25 protein-coding genes and 1 pseudogene are annotated in these 22,568 nt (G+C 40.1%); 22 read left to right on the plus strand and 4 right to left on the minus strand.

Going from position 1 to position 22,568, the window contains the following annotated elements; all coding sequences use genetic code 11:
• The first annotated feature begins 38 nt into the window (after positions 1 to 38).
• From allD to J2S78_RS02455, 19 genes and pseudogenes are all read left to right on the plus strand, one after another.
• On the plus strand, positions 39 to 1,049 hold the full coding sequence (allD, locus tag J2S78_RS02365) for an ureidoglycolate dehydrogenase (protein ID WP_370871515.1): 1,011 nt from the start codon (positions 39 to 41) through the stop codon (positions 1,047 to 1,049).
• 63 nt (positions 1,050 to 1,112) lie between these two features.
• Complete coding sequence (locus J2S78_RS02370) at positions 1,113 to 2,138, plus strand: TRAP transporter substrate-binding protein (RefSeq protein WP_306895875.1); 1,026 nt, start codon at positions 1,113 to 1,115, stop codon at positions 2,136 to 2,138.
• A gap of 152 nt (positions 2,139 to 2,290) precedes the next feature.
• Positions 2,291 to 2,776, plus strand: a complete 486-nt coding sequence (locus tag J2S78_RS02375) for a TRAP transporter small permease (protein WP_306895879.1) — start codon at positions 2,291 to 2,293, stop codon at positions 2,774 to 2,776.
• Positions 2,773 to 4,050, plus strand: coding sequence for a TRAP transporter large permease (locus tag J2S78_RS02380; protein WP_306896978.1), 1,278 nt, complete (start codon positions 2,773 to 2,775; stop codon positions 4,048 to 4,050). The genes J2S78_RS02375 and J2S78_RS02380 overlap by 4 nt, the downstream gene beginning before the upstream one ends.
• 18 nt (positions 4,051 to 4,068) lie before the next feature.
• Entirely contained in the window at positions 4,069 to 5,088 is a 1,020-nt protein-coding gene (locus tag J2S78_RS02385; protein ID WP_306895881.1) for a zinc-binding alcohol dehydrogenase family protein, read from the plus strand.
• Between the two features lie 18 nt (positions 5,089 to 5,106).
• Positions 5,107 to 6,171, plus strand: a complete 1,065-nt coding sequence (gene uxuA, locus J2S78_RS02390; protein WP_306895882.1) for a mannonate dehydratase — start codon at positions 5,107 to 5,109, stop codon at positions 6,169 to 6,171.
• A complete protein-coding gene (locus tag J2S78_RS02395) occupies positions 6,172 to 7,020 on the plus strand; it encodes an SDR family oxidoreductase (protein ID WP_306895884.1) in 849 nt (282 codons plus the stop codon).
• A gap of 274 nt (positions 7,021 to 7,294) precedes the next feature.
• A complete protein-coding gene (locus tag J2S78_RS02400) occupies positions 7,295 to 7,918 on the plus strand; it encodes a flavin reductase family protein (RefSeq protein WP_306895886.1) in 624 nt (207 codons plus the stop codon).
• Between the two features lie 303 nt (positions 7,919 to 8,221).
• Positions 8,222 to 9,997 carry an SLC13 family permease gene (locus J2S78_RS02405; RefSeq protein WP_306895887.1) on the plus strand — a complete coding sequence of 592 codons (1,776 nt, stop codon included), beginning with the start codon at positions 8,222 to 8,224 and terminating at the stop codon, positions 9,995 to 9,997.
• Positions 9,998 to 10,081: 84 nt separating this feature from the next.
• A complete protein-coding gene (locus J2S78_RS02410; protein ID WP_306895888.1) occupies positions 10,082 to 10,738 on the plus strand; it encodes a DUF3889 domain-containing protein in 657 nt (218 codons plus the stop codon).
• A 466-nt stretch (positions 10,739 to 11,204) separates the two neighbouring features.
• Entirely contained in the window at positions 11,205 to 11,546 is a 342-nt protein-coding gene (locus tag J2S78_RS02415) for a hypothetical protein (protein ID WP_306895891.1), read from the plus strand.
• 154 nt (positions 11,547 to 11,700) lie between these two features.
• Entirely contained in the window at positions 11,701 to 12,183 is a 483-nt protein-coding gene (locus J2S78_RS02420; RefSeq protein WP_306895893.1) for a DUF4825 domain-containing protein, read from the plus strand.
• Positions 12,184 to 12,376: 193 nt separating this feature from the next.
• Complete coding sequence (locus J2S78_RS02425) at positions 12,377 to 12,637, plus strand: hypothetical protein (RefSeq protein WP_306895894.1); 261 nt, start codon at positions 12,377 to 12,379, stop codon at positions 12,635 to 12,637.
• 357 nt (positions 12,638 to 12,994) lie between these two features.
• Complete coding sequence (locus J2S78_RS02430; RefSeq protein WP_306895896.1) at positions 12,995 to 13,516, plus strand: SurA N-terminal domain-containing protein; 522 nt, start codon at positions 12,995 to 12,997, stop codon at positions 13,514 to 13,516.
• Positions 13,517 to 13,767: 251 nt separating this feature from the next.
• Positions 13,768 to 13,911 (plus strand): annotated as a pseudogene (locus tag J2S78_RS02435) (zinc ribbon domain-containing protein); the annotation flags it as partial.
• A gap of 696 nt (positions 13,912 to 14,607) precedes the next feature.
• Positions 14,608 to 14,823, plus strand: a complete 216-nt coding sequence (locus J2S78_RS02440) for a hypothetical protein (protein WP_306895898.1) — start codon at positions 14,608 to 14,610, stop codon at positions 14,821 to 14,823.
• 82 nt (positions 14,824 to 14,905) lie between these two features.
• Positions 14,906 to 15,064, plus strand: a complete 159-nt coding sequence (locus J2S78_RS02445; protein WP_306895900.1) for a hypothetical protein — start codon at positions 14,906 to 14,908, stop codon at positions 15,062 to 15,064.
• A gap of 123 nt (positions 15,065 to 15,187) precedes the next feature.
• Positions 15,188 to 15,904 carry a DUF4179 domain-containing protein gene (locus J2S78_RS02450; RefSeq protein WP_306895902.1) on the plus strand — a complete coding sequence of 239 codons (717 nt, stop codon included), beginning with the start codon at positions 15,188 to 15,190 and terminating at the stop codon, positions 15,902 to 15,904.
• 69 nt (positions 15,905 to 15,973) lie between these two features.
• On the plus strand, positions 15,974 to 16,201 hold the full coding sequence (locus tag J2S78_RS02455; protein ID WP_306895904.1) for a hypothetical protein: 228 nt from the start codon (positions 15,974 to 15,976) through the stop codon (positions 16,199 to 16,201).
• 80 nt (positions 16,202 to 16,281) lie between these two features.
• Here J2S78_RS02455 and J2S78_RS02460 read toward each other — a convergent pair whose 3' ends face one another.
• Both J2S78_RS02460 and fdhA read right to left on the minus strand, forming a co-directional pair.
• A complete protein-coding gene (locus J2S78_RS02460) occupies positions 16,282 to 16,695 on the minus strand; it encodes a GlcG/HbpS family heme-binding protein (protein WP_306895906.1) in 414 nt (137 codons plus the stop codon).
• 21 nt (positions 16,696 to 16,716) lie between these two features.
• Positions 16,717 to 17,934, minus strand: a complete 1,218-nt coding sequence (gene fdhA / locus J2S78_RS02465; RefSeq protein WP_306895908.1) for a formaldehyde dehydrogenase, glutathione-independent — start codon at positions 17,932 to 17,934, stop codon at positions 16,717 to 16,719.
• A 201-nt stretch (positions 17,935 to 18,135) separates the two neighbouring features.
• Between fdhA and J2S78_RS02470 the strand changes: the two genes are divergently transcribed.
• Entirely contained in the window at positions 18,136 to 18,513 is a 378-nt protein-coding gene (locus J2S78_RS02470) for a winged helix-turn-helix transcriptional regulator (protein ID WP_306895910.1), read from the plus strand.
• Between the two features lie 347 nt (positions 18,514 to 18,860).
• Positions 18,861 to 20,123: an ATP-binding protein gene (locus tag J2S78_RS02475; protein ID WP_306895913.1), complete on the plus strand. Its 1,263-nt coding sequence runs from the start codon at positions 18,861 to 18,863 to the stop codon at positions 20,121 to 20,123.
• A gap of 116 nt (positions 20,124 to 20,239) precedes the next feature.
• Here the strand turns inward: J2S78_RS02475 and J2S78_RS02480 are convergent, their stop codons facing one another.
• Positions 20,240 to 20,539, minus strand: coding sequence for a hypothetical protein (locus J2S78_RS02480; RefSeq protein ID WP_306895915.1), 300 nt, complete (start codon positions 20,537 to 20,539; stop codon positions 20,240 to 20,242).
• A 67-nt stretch (positions 20,540 to 20,606) separates the two neighbouring features.
• Positions 20,607 to 21,323: an aspartate/glutamate racemase family protein gene (locus tag J2S78_RS02485; RefSeq protein WP_306895918.1), complete on the minus strand. Its 717-nt coding sequence runs from the start codon at positions 21,321 to 21,323 to the stop codon at positions 20,607 to 20,609.
• Positions 21,324 to 21,481: 158 nt separating this feature from the next.
• Between J2S78_RS02485 and J2S78_RS02490 the strand changes: the two genes are divergently transcribed.
• Complete coding sequence (locus J2S78_RS02490) at positions 21,482 to 22,468, plus strand: S8 family peptidase (RefSeq protein ID WP_306895920.1); 987 nt, start codon at positions 21,482 to 21,484, stop codon at positions 22,466 to 22,468.
• Positions 22,469 to 22,568 lie beyond the last annotated feature (100 nt).

Genomic DNA, 22,568 nt, shown 5'->3' on the forward strand with positions numbered 1-22,568 from the left:
CGCTTTCTACAGCGGACGATGAAACAGAGGTGTTTATGGTGTCCGAAGTTAACATTAAAGAAGACCGTCTAAGAAAATTAGTTGTAGATAAATTAATATCTGCTGGATTACGGGAAGCCCATGCACTAACGGTAGCAGATGTGTTGGTTCACGCAGATTTAAGGGGGGTTCATTCACATGGTGTTTTGAGAACGGAACACTATGTAAGGAGATTATCAGAAGGGGGGATTAATTCGAATAGTTTAACGAGTGTTGAAAATAAAGGAAAGTCCGGTGCATTGTTCAATGGTGATAATGGCATGGGGCATGTCATTGCAAAAGAAGCAATGGATTATTCTATTAAGTTATCAAAAGAAAACGGGATAGGTATTGTTGGAGTTACAAATTCCAGTCATTGTGGTGCTCTTTCTTATTTTGCTGAACAAGCAGCGAATGAAGATATGGTGAGTATGGTTGTAACTCAAACAGATAGTGCGGTTGTTCCTTTTGGTGGAGCAGATTCATATTTTGGAACGAATCCTATAGCTTTTGGTTTTCCGTCTAAAAATGAACGTCCCATTATTTTAGATATGGCAACAAGTAATGTGGCTTTTGGAAAAATAATTAACGCTCGTGAAAATAGTCAACCGATTCCAGATAACTGGGGCGTAGATAAAGATGGAAATACAGTTACGGATCCCTCGGTTGTTAAAAGTCTTCTTCCGGTAGGTGGAGCTAAAGGGTACGGTCTTGCATTAGTTGTAGATGTATTATCTGGTATTATGACTGGTTCTTCGTTTGGTTCCTCCATCGTTACGATGTATGGGGACTATGACCAATATCGAAAGCTCGGTCATACGATTATTACAATAGATGCGGGGCTTTTCGTTGATAAAGATGAATTTTTGACGAGTGTTGATAAGATGATTGAAGAATTGCACAACGTGGTTCCTGCAGAAGGATTTGATCAAGTGTTAGTGCCAGGTGAACCAGAACAATTGAAACAAGAGAACTATTCGAAAAATGGTATTCCAATTTCTCAATCAGTCTATGATTACTTGATTTCGTAGCGTTATAAACGGTTTTCTATAAAACCGTTTATAAAATAATAATGAAAAAGGGGAGAAGGTGTCATGAAAAAAGTATTGGGGTTATCTATTTTGACAGCGCTTTTATTTATCATTAGTGCTTGTGGAGAAGACTCTTCTAATAATGAGGAAACTGCTGGAGGAGAAGGTGAAGAATCGGGTGAAACAATTACTTGGAAATTAGGTCATTTATCCAATGAAGATCACTCTTGGCACAAAACGGCAGAACGTTTTGCTGAATTAGTAGATGAAAAGACAGATGGTCAATTGCAAATTGAAATTTATCCTAACGAAGAGCTCGGAAGCGAAACCGATGTCATAGATGGAATTAGTGCTGGAACAGCTGATATGACTATTACGGGTGAATCGATGGCAAATTGGGCCCCTGAAACGGCAATGCTTGGTGCGCCTTATGCCATCAATAGTGAAGAACATTTGAAAACAGTAGTAGAAGGTGAGATTGGTGAAGAATTAGAGCAAACCATTAAAGACGACGTTGGTCTGACACCTCTTTACTATCATATGAGAGCACCACGTAATTTAACTTCCAACGAACCGATTAATACACCGGCAGATGCGGAAGGGTTCAAAATGCGTGTACCAAATGTTCCATTATATATGGACTCCTGGAATGAAGTAGGAGCAAGTCCACAAACAATCGCTTTCAATGAGGTATTTACAGGACTACAGCAAGGCGTGATTGATGGGCAGGAGAATCCGGTTGATCTTATTCACAGTGCAGGATTTTATGAAGTGCAAGACTATGTAAACGTTACAGAGCATGTATATGGCTGGGTATATGTGGTTGTTGGTAATGAGCAATTCAACGCATTAGATGAAGATATGCAGGAAGCTGTTATGGAAGCAAGCGAAGAAGTTCAAGGTCTCAGCCAAGAATTATATGAAGAAGATACAGAAGAATATACACAGATGTTAAAAGATGAAGGCATGAAGTTCAATGAAGATGTCGACAAAGATGCCTTTTCTGAAGCAATGAGACCAGCAATTGAAGAAAGTCTTAGTGAAGAACAATTAGATCTTTATGAAAGAATTGTAGAAGCAGGCGAATAAAAAATGGAAACAAGAGAGTGTGGCATAAGCCCGCGCTCTCTTCCCTAAAAAAAGGTGCTTATATTGATTTTTCAGGATGCCCCATAAACGTGTGATAGGGACATCATGAAAAGTCCTATATATTAAAGGCCTTAGAGAAAGAGGAGATGACGATGCGAGTTTTTCATTGGTTAAGTCGAGCGATTCAATTGGTAACATTATTGTCCTTTTCTGCTTTGATTATTGTCGTGGTGCTTCAAATCCTATCGAGATTTATGCCATTCGGCTTTATATGGACCGAAGAGATGTCACGCTTCTTATTCATATTTTCGATAGCGTTTGGTGCCCCTTTAGCGATGGAAAAACGCGACTTTGTCAGAGTTGATGTCCTGGTCGGGTTACTGCCTGCGCGCATTAGAAGATATTATGACGCTGTCATTTATTTGGTGCTCGGCGCTTTTTCGACGTTTCTGATTTATTATGCTTACGAATTCACAATGATTGGAACAAATCGTACATCCGCCACGTTATCCATCAGTATGTCGTATATCAATGCAAGCATGATTGCAGCGTTTGTTTTGTTAGGGATTTATAGTTTTCTGAATGTGTATTTAGTTATAACGGAACCAGCATCAGAGGAAGGAGGGGCAGAAGAATAATGGCTGTATTGTTATTTGTATCCTTTATTGTACTTATCTTTTTGGGTGTACCCATAGCATTTAGTTTGGGTCTATCCTCTTTACTTTATGTTTTTCTCATGGAAATCCCGATGAATGTCATGGTGCAGAAAATGTTCGAGGGGATCAACTCGTTTGTCCTCTTATGTATTCCTGGATTTGTTCTGGCAGGGAATCTGATGAATGCAGGGGGCATTACACCTAGAATCATTGATTTTGCTAAGAAAATCATTGGACATATCCGCGGCGGTTTAGGCTTAGCTAATGTGGGATCTTCGATGGGATTTGCAGGTATTTCCGGAACAGCGCTTGCTGACACTGCCAGTATCGGGGCGGTAATGATTCCAGCTATGAAAAAAGAAGGCTATAGTGGTCCGTTTGCTGTAGCGGTAACCTCATCATCTTCAACGGTTGGTCCGATTATTCCGCCTTCCCTTCCGATGATTATCGTGGGGACGCTGGCAACAGTCTCCATTGGGGATTTATTTTTGGCCGGTGCCGTACCGGGCGTTTTACTGGGAATCAGCTTAATGATTGTAACCTATGCCATTTCTGTTAAAAAGGGATATCCCAAAGGAGAACGTGAAAAACTATCAGTCATTGTAAAGGCGTTTCCAGGTGCATTCTGGGCGTTGATGATGACCGTCGTTATTCTTGTCGGTATCCTAAGCGGTATTTTTACACCGACAGAAGCCGCTATTGTAGCTGTCATTTATGCGTTAATTGTGGGATTGTTCATTTATCGTGAATTAAAGATAAAGGACGTTCCAAAAATCATGATTGATTCGATGATTACAACAGCAGGAATTCTAGTACTAGTTGGATTCGCAAACCTTTACGGCTGGATATTAGTAAGCGAACAAATCCCGCAGCTCGTAGCAGATGGAATCCTATCTATTTCTCCTAACGCTATTATTGTGATTCTATTGTTGAATCTATTACTTTTATTTATCGGGACATTTATGGAAACCATCGCAGCACTCGTCATTTTGTTCCCGGTTTTACTGCCTGTTGCAACTGAGATTGGTATGGATCCTGTTCAATTCGGTGTGATGATGGTTCTTAATTTAATGATTGGTCTATCAACGCCTCCAGTTGGGGTATGTTTATTCGTTGCATCTAATATTGGCAAAGTTTCGTTGGTTCGATCTTCGATAGCTTTAATTCCGTTTTTAGCCGTTAGTTTGGTTGTACTATTACTAGTGAGCTTTATTCCAGAAATAACGTTGTTTTTGCCTAACTTACTAGACTCATAGAAAAGGGGAGAGTAATATATGAAAGCACTACAAGTTGCAGAACCCGGGGGTTTACAGGTTATTGAGAAAGAAGAGCCGAAACAACCTGCCGCAAACGAAGTTAAATTGAAAATGAAACGGATGGGGATTTGCGGTTCTGATATGCACATTTTGCATGGAGAAAATCCTTTCGCAACATACCCGCGCATCATAGGACATGAAGTGGCAGGGGAAGTGGTAGAAGTAGGCCGGGACGTAACAACGGTTGCCCCGGGAGATAAAGCAGTTATGGAACCCATCAAATATTGCGGAGAGTGCTATGCCTGCAAAAATGGCAGACCCAATGTTTGCGAGTCGATTCAAGTGTATGGAGTGCATCTTGAAGGTGGAAGTCAGGAATATATCACGATGGATGCCAACGTTGTCCATAAAGTGAACCCTAAATTGGACTGGTCTGAGATCGCTTTAGTTGAACCCTTTACCATAGGAGCCCAGGCGGTATACCGGGGCCAAGTTCAAAAGGATGACGTTGTGTTTATAATCGGCGCCGGACCCATAGGGTTATGTTGTTTGAAAATGGCGAAAGAAGCTGGAGCTAAAGTCGCTATTTCCGATTTTAATGAAAAACGGTTGGACTTCGCTGAAAAATGGGGGGCTGATCTGCTTCTACACCCGGAAAAAGAAGACATCAGTGATTCCATACAAGAATGGACACGAGGTATGGGGGCAAACGTTGTTATGGATGCAGTCGGCCTGCCGAAAACATTTGAACAATCGGTTACTATTGCATCCGCCGCCGGACGAGTGGTGCTGCTTGGTTTTCATCCCGAACCATCATCGATTTCTCAAGTGGCGATCACTAAAAAAGAACTTACGATTTGCGGTTCCAGACTTCAGACATACCGTTTTCCGAAAGTGATTGAATTGTTCAATACTCTTTCTTTTAATGTGAAAGATTTGGTCAGTCATGAGTTTGAGCTAAAAGACGCAGATCAAGCATTTAAAATAATGGAGGATGACCCGGAAAACGTGAGAAAAGTGATGATTAAGATAGATTAGTAGGGGGAGGGACATGATATGCAAATGGTTTTTCGTTGGTATGGGAAAAACAATGACAGTGTGTCGTTGAACCATATCAAACAGATTCCAGGCGTGGATGGCGCCGTATGGGCTTTTCACCATAAGCAGCCAGGGGAAGTATGGGAACTGCCCGAAATTTTAGAAGAAAAAAAACATATAGAATCCCATGGATTGAATATTGACGTAGTAGAAAGCGTGAATATTCATGAAGACATTAAACTCGGTATAACGAGCAGAGATCAATATATCGAAAATTATAAAGAAACGATTCGGAATTTAGCGGAGGCTGGGGTGAAGGTGATTTGTTATAACTTCATGCCTGTGTTCGATTGGATCCGGACGGATTTAGACAAAGAAATGGAAGACGGATCGACGGCTTTATTTTATGAAAGCGATAAGATCAATAATATTACACCGGAAGAATTGATTCAAAAAGTAACCGAAAATCCTGAGTTCACGATGCCGGGATGGGAACCGGAACGATTAAGTCAGATTCAGCATTTAATCGAGCAATACCGAGGCGTGACAGAGGAAGATTTGCGTGATAATCTGCGTTATTTTCTGGAAAAGATCATACCGGTGTGCAAGGAATGTGATGTGCGGATGGCGATTCACCCGGATGACCCACCGTGGTCTGTGTTTGATTTGCCACGCATCGTTTCGACTCATGAGGATTTACAGAAACTAGTTACATTAGTAGACAGCGAGTATAACGGTCTGACACTTTGCAGTGGTGCATTAGGTGCGCATCCCGACAATGACATTCCAACGATGATTCATGAGTTTCAAGACCGTATCCACTTCGCTCATGTGCGCAATGTACGACGTTATGAAAATGGTGATTTCATAGAGACCTCACATCGCTCGCAAGATGGCTCGGTCGATATCACGGCGATTATTAAGGCCTATCATGATATCGAATATAAAGGATATATCCGGCCAGATCACGGTCGTCACCTTTGGGGAGAAGAGTGCCGTCCCGGTTACGGACTTTATGACCGAGCATTGGGAATTATGTACATGTTAGGAACGTGGGATCTTTGTGAAAAGGAGGCATTATAAATGCTAAGTTTTAATGAAAATTTAAAAGGAAAAGTTGCGGTTGTTACAGGTGGTGGTGGCGTATTGTGCGGGGAAATGGCTCGTGAACTAGCGCAACATGGCGTGAAAGTAGCCGTGCTAAGCAGAAAACAGGAAAACGCTCAAGGCGTTGCGGATGAAATCGTTGAACAAGGCGGCGAAGCGATAGCCGTGGCTTGTGACGTTTTGAGTAAGGAAAGTATTGAAGAAGCCGATCGGCAAATACGCGAACACTATGATGGTTATGATATCTTAATTAACGGTGCGGGCGGTAATCACCCAGACGCTGCAACAAGCGAGGAACATTTCCATAGCGAAAGCCTCGACAATGATGAAATCAAAACATTTTTTGACCTTACTGAAGAAGGATTGAAACACGTCTTCCATTTGAATTATATTGGAACCGTTCTTTCCACCCAAGTATTTATGAAAAGTATGCTTCATAGAGAAAATCCTATTGTGATCAATATTTCCTCAATGAGTGCGCCGAGCCCGATGACAAAGGTACTGTCGTACAGCTCAGCAAAAGCAGGAATTGATAACTTCACACAATGGCTCGCAGTGCATATGGCGAAAGAAAATATTCGCTGTAACGCTATTGCGCCAGGGTTTTTCCTAACTGCGCAAAATCGTAATTTGCTCCTTGACGAAAATGGGGAGTTGACTGAACGATCTACCAAAATCGTAGGTCAAACGCCAATGGAGAGACTAGGAAAGCCGGAGGACTTATTAGGTACATTGGTATGGCTGAGCGATCATAAAATGTCTGGATTTGTAACAGGAGTCACCGTCCCCGTTGATGGCGGATTTATGGCTTACTCCGGTGTATAAATCTAAATAATTCAAGCGGAGCTGTATTAAAAGGTACAGCTCCTTCTCTATAACAAAGAGAATTCAACCATGCCCGTTTTATTTGTGTAAAGGCTACACATTAGAAGAGTTTTCAGATAAACTATTCGAACAAGTCCATGTCGGAACCAATTTGGAGGAAAACGTTTAAAGAAGTGAATCCATAAATAAGGGTTAGATCAAAACGAGTTTTGAGCAGAAAAAGGGGAAGATGGGTTGAATGACCCAAAATAAATGAATGAAGGAGTGTGCGCGTATGCCGAATAAACATGCACAGACATTTGATCCACAACAAATGAACACTCAAGATATGTACAAAATAATGATTGGATCAGTCGTGCCGAGGCCGATTGCCTGGATTTCATCTAAGGATAAAAAAGGCACATTGAACCTCGCGCCATTCAGCTTTTTCACCGTCGCATCACGTCAGCCTCCGACGTTAGCAGTATCCATCGGGCCAGGAGTGAAAGAGCGCGAGGGCACTGTGAAAGATACACTAACAAATATTCGTGAACTTGAAGAATATGTCATTAATATTGTGCCATACGAGCTTTCTAACCATATGTATGAATCAGCGAAAAATTACCCGCCGGAGATTGATGAATTTAAAAAAGGATCGCTGACACCACAATTTTCCGATACAATCAGTGTCCCGACGATTAAAGAATCACCCATCGCATTTGAATGCAAGTTGGATAAAATCATTCCAGTGGGAACTGATCATGTAGTACTAGGTCAGGTTCAACGTGCACATGTCGATCAATCGGCATACTTAGGTGATTATAAAACCGACATCGACAGTTGGAAGCCATTAGCTCGGCTTGCCGGAGACTATGCTACTTTGAATGAACGTTTTGCCCTGCCAACATCGGATGAGTGAAAAATAAATAAGTCCGGCTGCAAGAAGATGGATGTCATATAAGGGATTTACACATCTTATATCATTAATATAGGATAGATGAAATAGAATGACTGTGACGTGACTTACATGTAAACCTTCAAAGAGGTTCTTGTTCATTTATGGAGTAGGATACGCCGGTGCAAATACGGTTTATTCCGTGGAATTTGCATCGGCGTGTGTGTATAGTAATAGTCCTTTTTCGTTCTTAGACTGTTCTGCTTGATACGATAGTTCTAGTCTTCTATACTATGAGGCAGGCAATGCAATGAAGGAAGGTTTCTGATGACGGTTGAAATTATAATTGTACTTATTAGTATCAGCATAATGATGGCTGGGTTGTTTTTTGAAATAGCCCGGCCTGATTTAATGGTGTTTTTTACATTATTTATGTTTCTCATGTTTGGTTTTGTGTCCCCAGACGAAGCGCTTGCCGGTTTTTCAAATCAAGGAATGATGACGGTGGCCTTGTTGTTTGTGGTGGCTGGAGTTTTTGAGAAAAGCGGTTTAATTGAACGGTTGGTGACATCGTTTTTAACTAACACAAAATCGGGACGTAGCGCACTTTTAAAGTTGCTTTTTCCAGTGTCTGCGTTCTCTGCGTTTTTTAATAATACCCCCATCGTCGCAGCTCTAACCCCTGTAGTGCGGCGCTGGACATCGAAACATGATATTTCCCCATCTCGTTATTTATTGCCACTTTCATATGCCTCTATTTTAGGAGGCACGATTACTTTAATTGGTACATCGACTAATCTTGTGATTCACGGACTGCTCATTGATGCTGGAGAGGCAGGTTTTTCATTTTTTCAATTGGCCTGGGTTGGTATCCCTTTAACAATAATTGGACTTATTTATATTTTTACATGCGGCCCGGTCCTTTTACCTGATCACCGTAGTATGATTCAGCGTGTGAGCGATAATACAAAAGATTATTTAAGTGAAATGATGGTGACTGATGAATTTGCCTATGTCAATCATTCGGTCGAAGAAGCGCAGTTACGTAATTTAAAAGGGGTTTATTTAATAGAAATTATACGCGGTCGGGAAAGAATTTCTCCTGTCAGCAGCCGGACGTTAGTGCAGGCAGGGGATAGACTTGTTTTCACGGGAATGATTTCAACGATTGCGGACTTACAAAAACGAAAAGGTCTAGAAGTGAACACGGGGACGGACCTTTCTATGGAAAATATTCGAAACGGTGACAGTAGACTAGTGGAGGTCGTTATTTCCCACCAATCTTTCTTAACTCAACAAACGATTAAACAAAGTAGATTCCGAGAAATCTACGACGCAGCCGTTGTTGCTGTTCATCGTAATGATGAACGGGTGGAAGGAAAAGTTGGAGATATAGTTCCAAAAGCGGGAGACTTATTATTGCTCGTAACTGGTCCGGACTTTAATGAAAGGATTCAGGAGCGCAAAGATTTTTATATTACATCCCCAACAGATGAGCGGAAATTTTATGAAGATGAATCGAAGGGCTGGTTCACTTTGTGGCTCTTGCTTGGCATGATTTTGATGGTTATGTTCGGATGGTTATCGATTTTTAAAGCAATGGTGATTACGGTTGGCGTGCTCCTAGTTGCAAAAATTGTTACCCCGAATCAGGCGAAAGATTCGGTACAATTTCAAGTGCTGCTTCTTATAGCTAGTGCGCTGGGTATTGGGAATGTGATAAGGCAGACGGGGACAGCCGATTGGGTGGCTCATGGTCTGATTGATGGATTGGCTCCGTTAGGTGTTGTGGCCGTCCTTGTGACGATTTATTTGTTAACAAATGTATTTACGGAGTTTATTACGAATAATGCAGCTGCAGTCATTATGTTTCCAATTGGGTATGAGATTGCATTAGATATGGGCATTGATCCGATTGGAATGGCTGTATTAGTTGCCATTGCAGCATCCGCCAGCTTTTTGTCACCGATTGGTTATCAAACGAACTTGATTGTGTTTGGGCCGGGCGGCTATTCGTTTGGTGATTACGCCCGCATTGGGTTTCCGTTAACAATGATTTGTATGATAACCACCGTTTCTATTGTGTATTTTTTATATGTGTAAAAAGATTTTTGGATTCCTGTCACGGGTCAGGCTTTTTGAAACATAAAGTATCAAAGAGTTTATGACGATGACAGGAGGAGAAATATGTATTATAACCATTATTATGCTTATGTGCCACATGTTCAGCCGTATGTGAATCCTTATCAAGTGCCTTATGCTCCGCCGCAGCCGTCCTTCAATAGAGAGTATCCGGTGCATGCAGAGCGCCAGCAGACGGTGCGGGGACAGGCGACGTGGACCGAAGGCGGACCGGTGACCAAATGCAACATGGCTTGGTCGGATAATCAATATATGACAACCGCTGTTGGGGAAAATTCTCCTTATAAGTGTGGTCAGGCGTTGAAAGTGAGAAATTTAAACACGGGCCGAGAGATGATTGTGACGGTAGTTGATGAAGTCGCGGGTTATCCTAATAATAGATTGAACTTGCACAGGCGGGCGTTTGAAGCGCTTGGGAGCAATCCAAATGTTGGTGTGATGGATATTGAAATCACGCCGTCTCCGGATGTGGAGGAAACACAATGGGGGAAATATTTAGTGGAAGTGGTTCAACGGGCTTATCCTAATTATAATGTGACGGATTATCAATCGGTGGAGACGACGCAGATGAATGCGGAGCGGATGCGGGAAACGTATGAGTTTACGCTGCAGTCGCCACAGGAAACGATGACGGTGCGGGGAAGTGTTACCTATAATCCGAATACAAATCGTGTGTTGTCGATGAGTGTTCAGGAGGTGTGATGGAAAAAGGGAAGCCTGATACTTTAGGTTTTCCTTTCTTTATTTTAATCAAGGGTTGGTGCAGCCGTCTCGTTTCGGGGCTTTAGGACTGATTGCCCGCGGTCCCGCCCCGGCTCCCTTTCTTAAACTCCTTCAGTTAGATTCAATTTGCTCGTAAATGCTCGCTTATTCGCAGGGTTTCAAACCACTTGTAAGAACAATAACGGATGAATGGAATGAGTTTTGCCAAGAAAGGCTACATGAGTTGATTTTGTTTATCTTGCATTTTAAACTTCATATAAGAGCTCCTCCTTAGATTTTGAGTGTTAGAGTGGTGTCTATACTCTTATTTTACTGAGGGGCTCTATTTTTTCAAAGTCGAAATTAACGCACTACAGGAATGCTAACGAAGCAGGATATTCGAATAAGGATTTGAAACTTTTTGTTAATTTTGTTCGTCATATCTACAAAGAAGGGTGGGTTAATTATGAAGAAACAATTAGCAATTGCGGCTACGGTAATTCTTCTCTCTGTTATGGGTTGTAGTAATGAAAGTGATGCACATTATGAGGGTACAATACTTGAAATAAAAGAAAATAGTATCATGGTAGGAGAAGACGATATTGACCCTGAAGCATCATATCCGACATATGAAATTCTTATTGATGATAAAACAGAGTTCAATGGAGAAGTTGAAAAATTTGAAAACTTAAATGAGTTCGTAAGTGAAACAGAACATCCAATTGTAAAACTATGGGTAATTGATAAAGGGGAGAATAATGAAATTGACAATAGGACAGCGAGTGAAGTTGTTGTTGAAAAAGAATAAATCTTAGTAGTTATTTATTTAACAAACGGGTGTTTTACTATAATAAGGAGAATGCAACCTTGTTTCACTAATGAGGCAGAATAGTTCAACACGGGATTTATATTTTATGATAGTGTTTATCAAGTAGATAGTTAATTATTAGGGGGAATAAAGAGTGGCAAAAACAATTAGATTTTTCTTCTTTTCATTATTGATACTATTTTTCTTGAATGGTTGTAATACAAATAATGCTAATGTAGATAAATTTGAGTTTAAAGGTTCGTACATTGGAGATAACAGTGCGGTAGAAAGCATTGTTAAGCAATTACCAAATGGTGAACATTTTAAAGGGTTTGAACTTAAGACCAAAGAAGAACCTTATGGAATGATTTTAAATTATGAAGGCATAGAAGCAGAGGAAATAGAAAAAAGGTATAAAGAAACGGCAATTTACAATGCTACATTTATATTTGCTTTAGTTCAAAATGCAGAATGGGTTACATTTAATTTTAAACATCAGGAATACCAATTAACCATAGAAAATCTACAAGGTTGGTATGGTAAAGAATTAAGTGAGTATTCTAGTGAAGATGAACTAAGAAAACTATCACAAGAATATTTAGAAGATGAAAATAAGGTATACGACTTATTGAAGTAACGGGTGCTTTACTATTATAAGGCGAATGCTGCAACCTTGTTTCACTAATGACGTAAAACGAAATCAGTGGAATTGAAAACTACATAGAAAATAAACTTGTGGAATTTCATGAAAGATACGGTATAGAAGGAATAACCCTCCTCCGCCTCCACAACCCAAAAACATAGAGTCTCCTTATAATTTTAAAAAGTATGTGCGTTTTCCAATTTTCACAAAACAAATCTATGTCTTTGACAAAGAGATTACAACGGATTTATTTGGCTACATTGAGAATGAATACGTAGAGGAAATGGATGGCAGGGGGGTTATTGAGCCGGGATTTCCTGCTAAAGAAGAACTTATGAAAAAATATTGGGAGAGCAGAATGCATCTTGATGACTATCTAGATTTAGATAAGAAACCTTACCAAGATCCTGAAATTTTGGTATTAAAAAAATTCCTATTTCTCTATTAGAATCAAATTTTTAAATAAACTTACGAGAGGGGAAAGCAACTATGGATAAAGAAAAATTATTGGAACTATCGCGGGCAATAAATGTAGAATGATAATGAGCCTGGTATATCACAAGAGATATCAGATTTTTTCTTTGAATGGGAAAATGTAGTAAGTTATACATATGAATTTGAAAGTAATACATTTGTTTTTTCTGTCAAATTAAGCGATTTCAATTTCCGAAAGGTTCAAAAATGAATGAGATAAATAAAGGTTTTCTATGTGAAGTCGTTTTCAGTTAAAGGAATAGGTATGTGCCTGTAATAGCGCAGAAGTACCGTAACTTCTAGAAATATGTAGGGGGACTAGGGGACTAGGGTGAAATTTTTATTGATTTTTATAATCTTATTAGTAGGCTGTACTGGTCCTGAATATGAAAAAGAAGAAACAATAGCGGTATTAGAGGGAGAAGAAATCACAGCAGAAGATGTTCTTTGGCAATCTTCTTTAGAAAAAGAACCAGAAGATATTATTAAATCGTACTTAAAACAAGAGGTTGTTATTAAGGAAGCAAAAAATATGGAAATAACGGTTTCAGAAAAAGAGGTAGAAGAAAGAGTACAAGAAGAATTCCCCGGTGCTGATCTAACCCGAAGGTTTGAAGCATATGGAAATAAAGATTTTTATAGGGAACAAGCATCTTTATTGGGAGTATCCCCGGAAGAATACTACGAGACTTGGGAGGAAATTAATTATACTCGAGGTTTATATTGGGATAAATATTTTAATGAAAAATTTGGGGAGCCAACCGAAAAAAATCTGGAGTCATGGACTAAAAAGGTTGATGAACATGGTGATGAATTGTTCAATGCTTATAAAAAAGAAGGGAAGTGGAAATGAAATAATAAGCTAAAAAGCAACATAGCATTGTAAAGTTTTCACTTAAAATATAGGTTAGGAAATTTTGTGTTTCAAATATATTAAGGTTTTTGATGGATTTTTTATCTTGTGAATTTTATCATTTAAAGTAAAGTGTGGTATCACGCTGGAAAGGTGCATGGAAAATAAGCATAGAGGGTTGGTATATATTCAAAAAAATGGTAATAAAGAAATGGGATTAACCTTTTTGACAAGGGGAACCAACGTGCCAGCATAAAGATGTGAAAGAAATGTCTGTTCGTGCGTGGGATTGCCCTTCGTGTGGCAGCTGCCATGATAGAGATAAAAACGCTTCGAAAAACATCAAAACCGAAGCCGTAAGGCTTCTAACCGCAGGGGCTGCGGAGTTAGCCTGATAAAGCAACTGGCGGGTACGCCGGTGTTCTCAGGAATCTCCATCTTCAAATGTCGCTAGACATTAAGGTGGAGTAGTTCAACCATCCCGGCTTTATATGTGGGAGCGGCAGTTGTTATTATGACATTCTATGCTGTAGGTGGTATAATTAGAAAAAGAGTATCTTGAAGCGGAGGGAAGTGCTGCGGAAGATATATTAAAACAAATTTTAAGTGAACTGAAAGAAATTAAGGCAGATATAGGTGACTTAAAAACGGGACAAGCAAGACTTGAAGTCGGACAACAGAACTTACAGCAAAACTTAATCGAAAGTCTTGGAACTTATACAGAGAAAATTACTGAACATGTTGATGACAAAACCGAAGTATTGAATAAAAGAGTTTACAAAGTTGAATCTGAAATAGAGAGAGTAAGCAGACAGTAGAGAAGTTGAACTTCAACACTGTTTTTTTTTTGGTTTTGTTTATCTTGTGAATTTCATCTATGGCGTTACTTCAAGAAGTTCGGCTTGATTCTGACGAAGGATAGTCCGAAATAACAAGGGAAAATCTCTTCCTCTTTTATCCATAGTTTCACCAGGAGCTGGCAGCCTTCTAAACTTTTGGCTGCCTTATTCTTAAATTCTTGGTTGTAAAATACATCTTCCGCAATTGGGCGAAATAAAATAAGAAATTAATTGGTGGGGAGGGATAAGTAATTGGTGTTTGAAACGTTAACAGGACAACTATCTGTGGTAGTAACTTTGGGATTAGGAGCTTTATTAATCGCTTTATTCCCGCTTATACATAAGCAAAATATGTACTTTGCTTGGTTTAGTTTATTGATGGGTATTATTGTATGGTTGTTGTTGCTATGGTTTACACTCGGCAATGAAACGATGAGGTATCAACTATTAAATCATGGGCTCCATTAAAGACTTGTGAGATGAAAGAGTTTAAGCTTGAAAAGGACTATAGTTATTATTCATACGATATATCCAGGTGAAGCATTTAGGGTTGAACAAGCGTTTAAGGGAAAGAGATATTTGGTATGAAAAAGATATTGGCGGCTCAGGTGACATGTCCTATTCAACAAGAAATGTGACCAATATTTCCGTAAAAACAGAAGATGAACATAAAGCTAGAGACATACGAAGAGATATGCAGGCAAAATGATGAGCTATCGGGGGCGATGAGTTATATCTTATGGTTCATAGTTATTTACTTTGAAAAGCATAAAGTCGCCAAGCTCAAATAAGATAAGCAGTAACAGTCACTAATACATGTAAGGGGACTTATATGCATCTTAGATTCCGATTGACTTTAACCGTTTTGGTTGTAAGTATTCTTGTTGTTTTGAACAGTGAACAAGTCGTTGCTGCTAAAAATAGCACAACGGAGGAATTCCCAAATGAATACCAGTCTCACCTGGAATATGTTCTGGAATTACGAAACTTGGATGACGCGTATCAGCGAATATCTCCAATCATTAAAAATGAATTATTTTCGACCATTAATCAAACCTCTACAGATCAAAACATAACCCTTACCATCCATGATATTTATTACTTCGGCAATCAATTCACGTATTCCTACACCCTTGAAACAGAAAAAGACGTAAACTCAGATGTTTGGGAACACCGAAGTGTTCTAGGGTCTTTTAAAACAGAATTTGACAGGGAATGGATGAATTCCAACGGGAGTTTCTGGGATAAAGAAGTGTCAGATGGAAAATATGTTGGATATGCCACAATAAACTTTCGTAAAGCACTTCCACCAAAAGGAGAGCTGACTTTAACGTTTCCTCAACTCTTCAATACAAAAGGAAACTGGGAAGTCCGTTTCCCAGTAAAAGAGGTTTCCGGTGAGAACGTTGACATCTCTTCTATTGAAAACATTGATCCATCAAAAGTCGATGTATTGTCAGCTAAAAAGAATGATGCGGAATTGCAAGTTTTACTTGAAGTTACGTCTGCAGCGGATGCTGCTAGCAGAGAAACCGTAGGCTCACAATGAATTTCTAGGTGCGAAAGTTGAATTTAAAACATTTGAAACGACTTAGAAAGTAAGAAATGGAGAGTTACTATGTATTTGCTTTTATCTATTGTATTGAGTTCCATGTTAGGTTGGATTTTATTAATGATGGGGCCATTAGTAGGTGGAATGATTGCTTTTGGTATTGTGGTTGGCTGCCTAGGTAGAGGAATGTATTTGCTGACTGATATACATAAAAGATTGTCAACGATATCCCCCCATAAAGATAAGGTCCAAGAGGCGTATGATAATTACTTAAAGGAACGTAACGCAGAGTGAAACAAGGAGAAAAGACATTGAAATAAAATTCAATGCCTTTTCTGTTGCTATGTCCATTGTCTTCTTAGGCGTGCTGCGACTTACTTAATGTTTTCGAAGGCTTGGACGCCGGCTTCTGCGACTTTGACATCGTCAGGGACAGCGCTTCCGCTTACTCCGATGGCTCCTACAACTTTGCCGTCCTGCAGGAGAGGGATGCCTCCGCCGAATACGACGATGCGTCCGTTGTTGGTGGTGTTTAAGCCGTAGAGCTCGGCGTTTGGAACGGTAGCTTCGGCTAAATTGGATGTCGGCATTTTTAGGGCAACGGAGGTCCAGGCTTTGTCTTCGGCGATATCGATGCTGGCGATCCAGGCGTCATCCATTCGATGTTTAGCGATTAAGTTGCCGCCATCATCAACGACGCTGATAACCATGGATACCCCGATATTTTTGGCTTCTTGTTCCGCACCTGCGATGACTTTTGTAGCTGTGTCTAATGTTAATTTATCCATTATATCTCCTCCAGTTAAAAATTATTTGGTGAACATGTTGTGAGGGTCGATGACGAACTTTTTGGCGACCCCGCTGTCAAATTCGTTGTATCCCTGCGGTGCTTCGTCGAGCGAAATAAGGGTGGCGTTGACGGCTTTTGCGATATTGGCTTTCCCGTGCAGGATAGAGTTTAAAAGGGAGCGGTGGTACTGCATCACGGGCGTTTGTCCGGTTACAAACGTGTGTCCCTTCGCCCAGCCGAGCCCAAACCGTATGCTGAGAGACCCTTGCCTGGCTGCTTCGTCTGCTGCTCCTGGATCTTCGGTGACGTAAAGCCCTGGGATACCAAGTTGTCCGGCGGCCCGCGTCACGTCCATAATGGAGTTTAGGACGGTGGCTGGAGCTTCTTTGGCGTCTTGGCCGTGCCCGGATGCTTCGAAGCCAACCGCATCAATCGCGCTATCCACCTCGGGAACACCGAGAATCTGTTCGATTTGTTCTCCTAGGTTATCGTGGTCTCGTAAGTTGATAGTTTCGCACCCGAAGCTTCTGGCTTGTTCGAGCCGTTCGGGGATTAAATCACCAACGATAACAACAGAGGCTCCTAATAGCTGGGCGGAGTGGGCGGCTGCTAATCCAACCGGGCCGGCACCGGCGACGTAGACGGAAGAGCCGGGTTTCACCCCGGCACTGTATGCCCCGTGAAAGCCCGTTGGGAATATGTCGGACAGCATGGTTAAATCAAGAATCTTGTCCATCGCCTGCTCTTTGTCCGGGAAAGTAAGCAGCTGAAAATCGGCGTAGGGAACCATAACATACTCCGACTGACCGCCAACCCAGCCTCCCATATCAACGTATCCATACGCTGATCCGGGACGCTCCGGATTGACGTTTAGGCAGACGTGGGTATTTTGTTCCTTGCAGGACTGACAACGGCCGCAGGCAATGTTGAAAGGAACAGATACCATGTCGCCTTTTTTGATAAATTCGACGTCACGGCCGGTTTCTATCACTTCACCTGTTATTTCGTGACCAAGAATAAGGCCTTCCGGCGCTGTGGTACGCCCGCGAACCATGTGCTGATCACTTCCGCAGATGTTGGTTGTAATCACTTTTACGATAACACCATGTTCACATTTTCTGCCGACATTCAAGGGATGAACCCCGGGGCCGTCTCGTAAAACCAGCTCAGGGTAATCGATGTCTTTCACTTCTACGTTTCCAGCCCCTGCGTAGGCAACGGCACGGTTTCCTGCCATAAAAAAGACCTCCTGTCCGTATTTGATGTTTGGAAATCATTGCATTAAACTGTAAGAAGGAGTGAAATAAAAAGGAAATTCTGAATTATCTGAGTTAATCTCCTTACGTACAGTCTATCGAGCGAACTAATGAAAGAAAAGAACGCACTTTTTTGTTAGGGAGTAACTTTAAGGATACTTTTAAAGGGTGGCGGGCTGATTATGGAAGACTTACGGAAAGAAGTACGAAAAAAAGTGAAGCACGGCGCTTTTAACTGTGAAAAAGAATTGACCCTTTCACTTATCAACGGAAAATGGAAAATCACAACCATTTATCACCTCGGTCAAGATGGAACGATGCGTTTCAATGAAATCAAGCGACTCTTCCCAAAGATTACACATAAAGTATTGACCTCCCAGCTGCGCGAATTAGAGGAAGATAGACTCATACACCGAGAAGTCTACCCGGAAGTTCCGCCGCGGGTAGAATATTCCTTAACAGAACTTGGAGAAAGCTTAATGCCGATTATTCAAAGCATGTACCATTGGGGACAAGAAAATATGAAATATTTCACAGAGGAAAGCCTGTCGGAAAAATAAAGGTATTCTATTGATATATCCAACGCTTATGGTTGTTTATGACGTAGAAAGTCAAACCCTTATTAAAACTTTTTTATTTCAAAATGCCTATGATTAGTATCGAAATATTAAACCAATATAAAGGACCGGGGAAGTGAAACTTGAACTTTTTCGGTCCCGTTTTTGTTTATAGTAATTTTTGTTTTTTTCAAACCTCTACGCTGGAAGTGTTAGACTACTTTTACGATGAGATAGGAAAATAGCCACTAGATATGGTATGATGCGGTGGGATTATCGCACACATTACGATACGCACGAGCGCGTTTTGAAGTAGTGTTCATAGGGGAGGGGGGATTTTTATCTATGGCTTGGAATCGTTATTATTAAATGTTTTGTTTATTATTGTGTTTCTACAATTAGTGCCACTTTTTTTAGAGCTAAGCAAGCATCGATTTTCCTATTACCAAAAAAGGTGGATTATTAATACATCATCGTCCATTGGAATTATTAGTTGTATTTTATTTCCTATTCCTATAATGGAAGGTTACATATTTGATTTACGTCTGGCTGCTCTCACCATTGCAGGGTTGTATGGAGGCATCTTAACGAGTGTATTATCAGGAGTAACGATTGGTTTTCGATTTTTTATAGGTGGTGTCGGCGCTTCTGCTACTATAATAGAAGTTACCATGCTTCTCATTTTATTGGCACTTACAACAGCATGGTTCCATCGTTCTTTGCGAAAAAATAAATTAATCATAGGCAGTTCTATTGCATTGTCTGCTGCTGTAATAGCGTTATTAAACAGTGTTTTCATTTTTGGAGCTACTTTGGATTGGCGATTTGTTACGATGTATCTCGTACTAACATGGGGGATAACCGTATTGATCATTTATTTATACGAAGTTTTTCATGAGTATTTATTAATTAATAAAAGAGTGATTAAAGCAGAAAAAATGGAGATGGTGAGTCATTTAGCCGCTTCTGTTTCCCATGAAGTTCGAAATCCATTGACGGTCGTCCGAGGGTTTTTGCAAATGATAGAGCAGGAAGGTATCCCTGACGAAAAACGAAAGAAATTTATGAGACTTTCGATGGAGGAGATTGATAGAGCCGATGTGATACTCGGAAACTATTTAACTTTTGCCCGACCGTCTCCTGAACATACACAAGTTCTTAATATAGAAAAACAAATACATAAGACCCTTCAAATTATCACACCGCTTGCTAACATGAACGCGGTTCAAATAGAAACGTATATCAATAACTATAAAACTCGGGGCGATGAACATAATCTTCAACAATGTCTAATCAATATTAAAAAGAACTGTATTGAAGCGATGCCTGATAGCGGGAAGCTTCGCATAGAAACAAGCAAAGAAGAATCAAATTTAATTCTTACTATTTCTGATAATGGAAATGGGATGACAAAAGAAGAGTTATCCCGTGTAGGAGAACCCTATTTTACTACCAAAGGGAGAGAAGGAACGGGACTTGGTATGATGGCAGCTTTTAAAATTATTGAAACGATGAACGGGAGTTTGAACGTAGCGAGTGTCCCGTACGAAGGTACCAGTTTCTATATCCGTTTGCCACTAATAGAAAGCGGGTCATCTCAGAGAGATATTTAACTGACATAGTTTTGTAAATCTTCAATATTAGTAGAGCCAAAAAGGAGAAGAGTTATTAAAACGAACAATAATACTCCTTTCATAAAACGTTCTCCATCAAAGTTGTTCATCCTGACTTACCTCCTGCCTCTTTTAATTTTTTTGTTAAGTGCCGTAAAAAAATCATCGATGGTCATATCTCCATTTTTATCTAAGAAATCAACAAGGTCATTTATTTTATCATCATGGAGTGTTTTATATCTTCCTAGTAGTGTTAATTCGACCACCGGAGATCCGCGATATAATGAAACAGAATCGACATTTAATTTGTCCAACAACAATAGTGCGGCAACAACGTATTCGAGATCTCTTCTTTGAAACAAATCATGTATATCAGAGTCCGGATCTAATGGACCTTGGGATTGTGTATTTTTCATAGCAGATATCACCTCTTTGCTGCGATATCATATGTTTTTTACCGGGTAATGTTACATGATGAAGCCCCTAAAAACGGGGGAACTGTTTTTTTACAAAACCATCGTGGACAAAATGTATTAGGCTTACATAATCGAAGACTGGACGTTTTGTTTTTTCTTGTAACGCTTTGGAGTAAGGCGAAAGCAGGCTGCACTCTAATAATAACACCGAAATATTAGGTTGCTCCTGTATAAGTTCATCGGCCGCTTCGAGTACTTCCTGCTCCAAGCGTTGGGAATCGAGCATTCCTGTTTCTTTTATGGCAGCTTCTGAGAAATGTTTTTTATGCTCTAAGCCTTTTATATGTACAACGTCCAGAGTAGTATTTACAGCGTGTAAGAGAGATGTCTCCAACCGAAACGATTCTGCCGTTATAATGCCGATGGTTTGTTGGGAGGGATCAATCATTTTTTCAAGTAAGGGTAACATTAGTAAGCTAGATGTAAAAACAGGAACGCGGAGTTGTTTTACTAGTTCTTGTTGATAAAGCATGAGATATCCGCAATTCCCGGTTATTGCTCTTACATTTCCCTGCTCCATTAATTGTTGTCCTGCTATAACAAGCTGCGGAAGAATAGCCATTTTATCCTCATACATCTTTGCTAACGTTAATCCTTCTACTTTTTTATATTTTACAGGAAACGAAAAGGTTTCTGGATTCCCCATATCTCCTGGGAGAAATGGAATAGTGGAATCAATTAATAGAATACCGATTGCTTCTTTTTCTTGTATGATTTGCTTCATTTTTATAATCCTCGACTTCCAAAATAGTTTTTCTTTATTATATCCAACTTCTCTTTTTTAATTTATAAAAAAGAAAGAACACGAAGAAAGACGGAGTGTAAAAAAACGGAAATTCTAGTAAAATAAAAATTGTAATATTCAGACAAGGAGGTTTTTTTGTGAAGAAAGAAGTTCGGTTAATTCCTTATCGCGTGGAAGAAGTACTGAATGAATCAGAAGAAAAGACTCCGCAAGGTATTACAATGGTACAAGCTCCGGAACTTTGGGAAGAAGGTTATCAAGGGAAAGGAAATGTCGTTGCAGTGATAGACACAGGTTGTCAGAGGGATCATCCTGACTTAAAAAGCCGAATTATTGGAGGAAGAAATTTCACAGACGATTACAATAGTGATACAGAAAACTTCACGGATAATCAAGGCCACGGAACGCATGTGGCAGGAACGATTGGATCAGCATTAGACGGTAAAGGAATTGTTGGTGTAGCACCTGAAGTAGATTTGCTTATTTTAAAAGCTCTTTCTGGAGAAGGATATGGATCATATCAGGGGATTATTGATTCTATTCATTATGCTATTGATTGGCGGGGAGACGATGGAAAAAGGGTTCGTGTCATTTCGATGTCACTTGGAGGTCCCAACGATATTCCGGAAATGCATGAAGCAATTAAACGGGCGGTGGAACATAACATTTTAGTCGTTTGTGCTGCCGGAAATGAAGGAGACGAGGACGAAGATACTGAAGAAATCGCTTATCCAGGTTACTATAAAGAGGTCATGCAAGTGGGGGCAGTTGATTTTGAAGGGGAGCTTGCCTCTTTTACTAATTTTAATGACGAAATAGATCTGGTTGCGCCTGGGGTAAATATTCTTTCTACGTATCTAGACCATAAATATGCAAGACTGTCAGGCACTTCAATGGCTACCCCGCATGTTTCCGGCGCCGCAGCGATTATTATTAATCAGTGTGAAGATGATTTTGATCGAGAGTTAACCGAACCGCAAATGTATTCACAAGTCGTTAAACGAACAGAATCTTTAGGAAACAGTAGGAGTATGGAAGGGAATGGACTGCTTGTTCTTACAAACTACACATCTAGTCTCGCAGATAAAAAAAGGAGACAGCAAAAACTATCTACAAAACAATAGAATGATAACAGTAACATCATTTAGAAATCCGGCTGCCATCTCCATTTGGCAGCCTTTTTTGGACAAATCAATATTGAAAATGTCCATAATAAGATTTTGG

Source organism: Salibacterium salarium (genome assembly GCF_030813635.1).
Classification (GTDB): domain Bacteria; phylum Bacillota; class Bacilli; order Bacillales; family Marinococcaceae; genus Salibacterium; species Salibacterium salarium.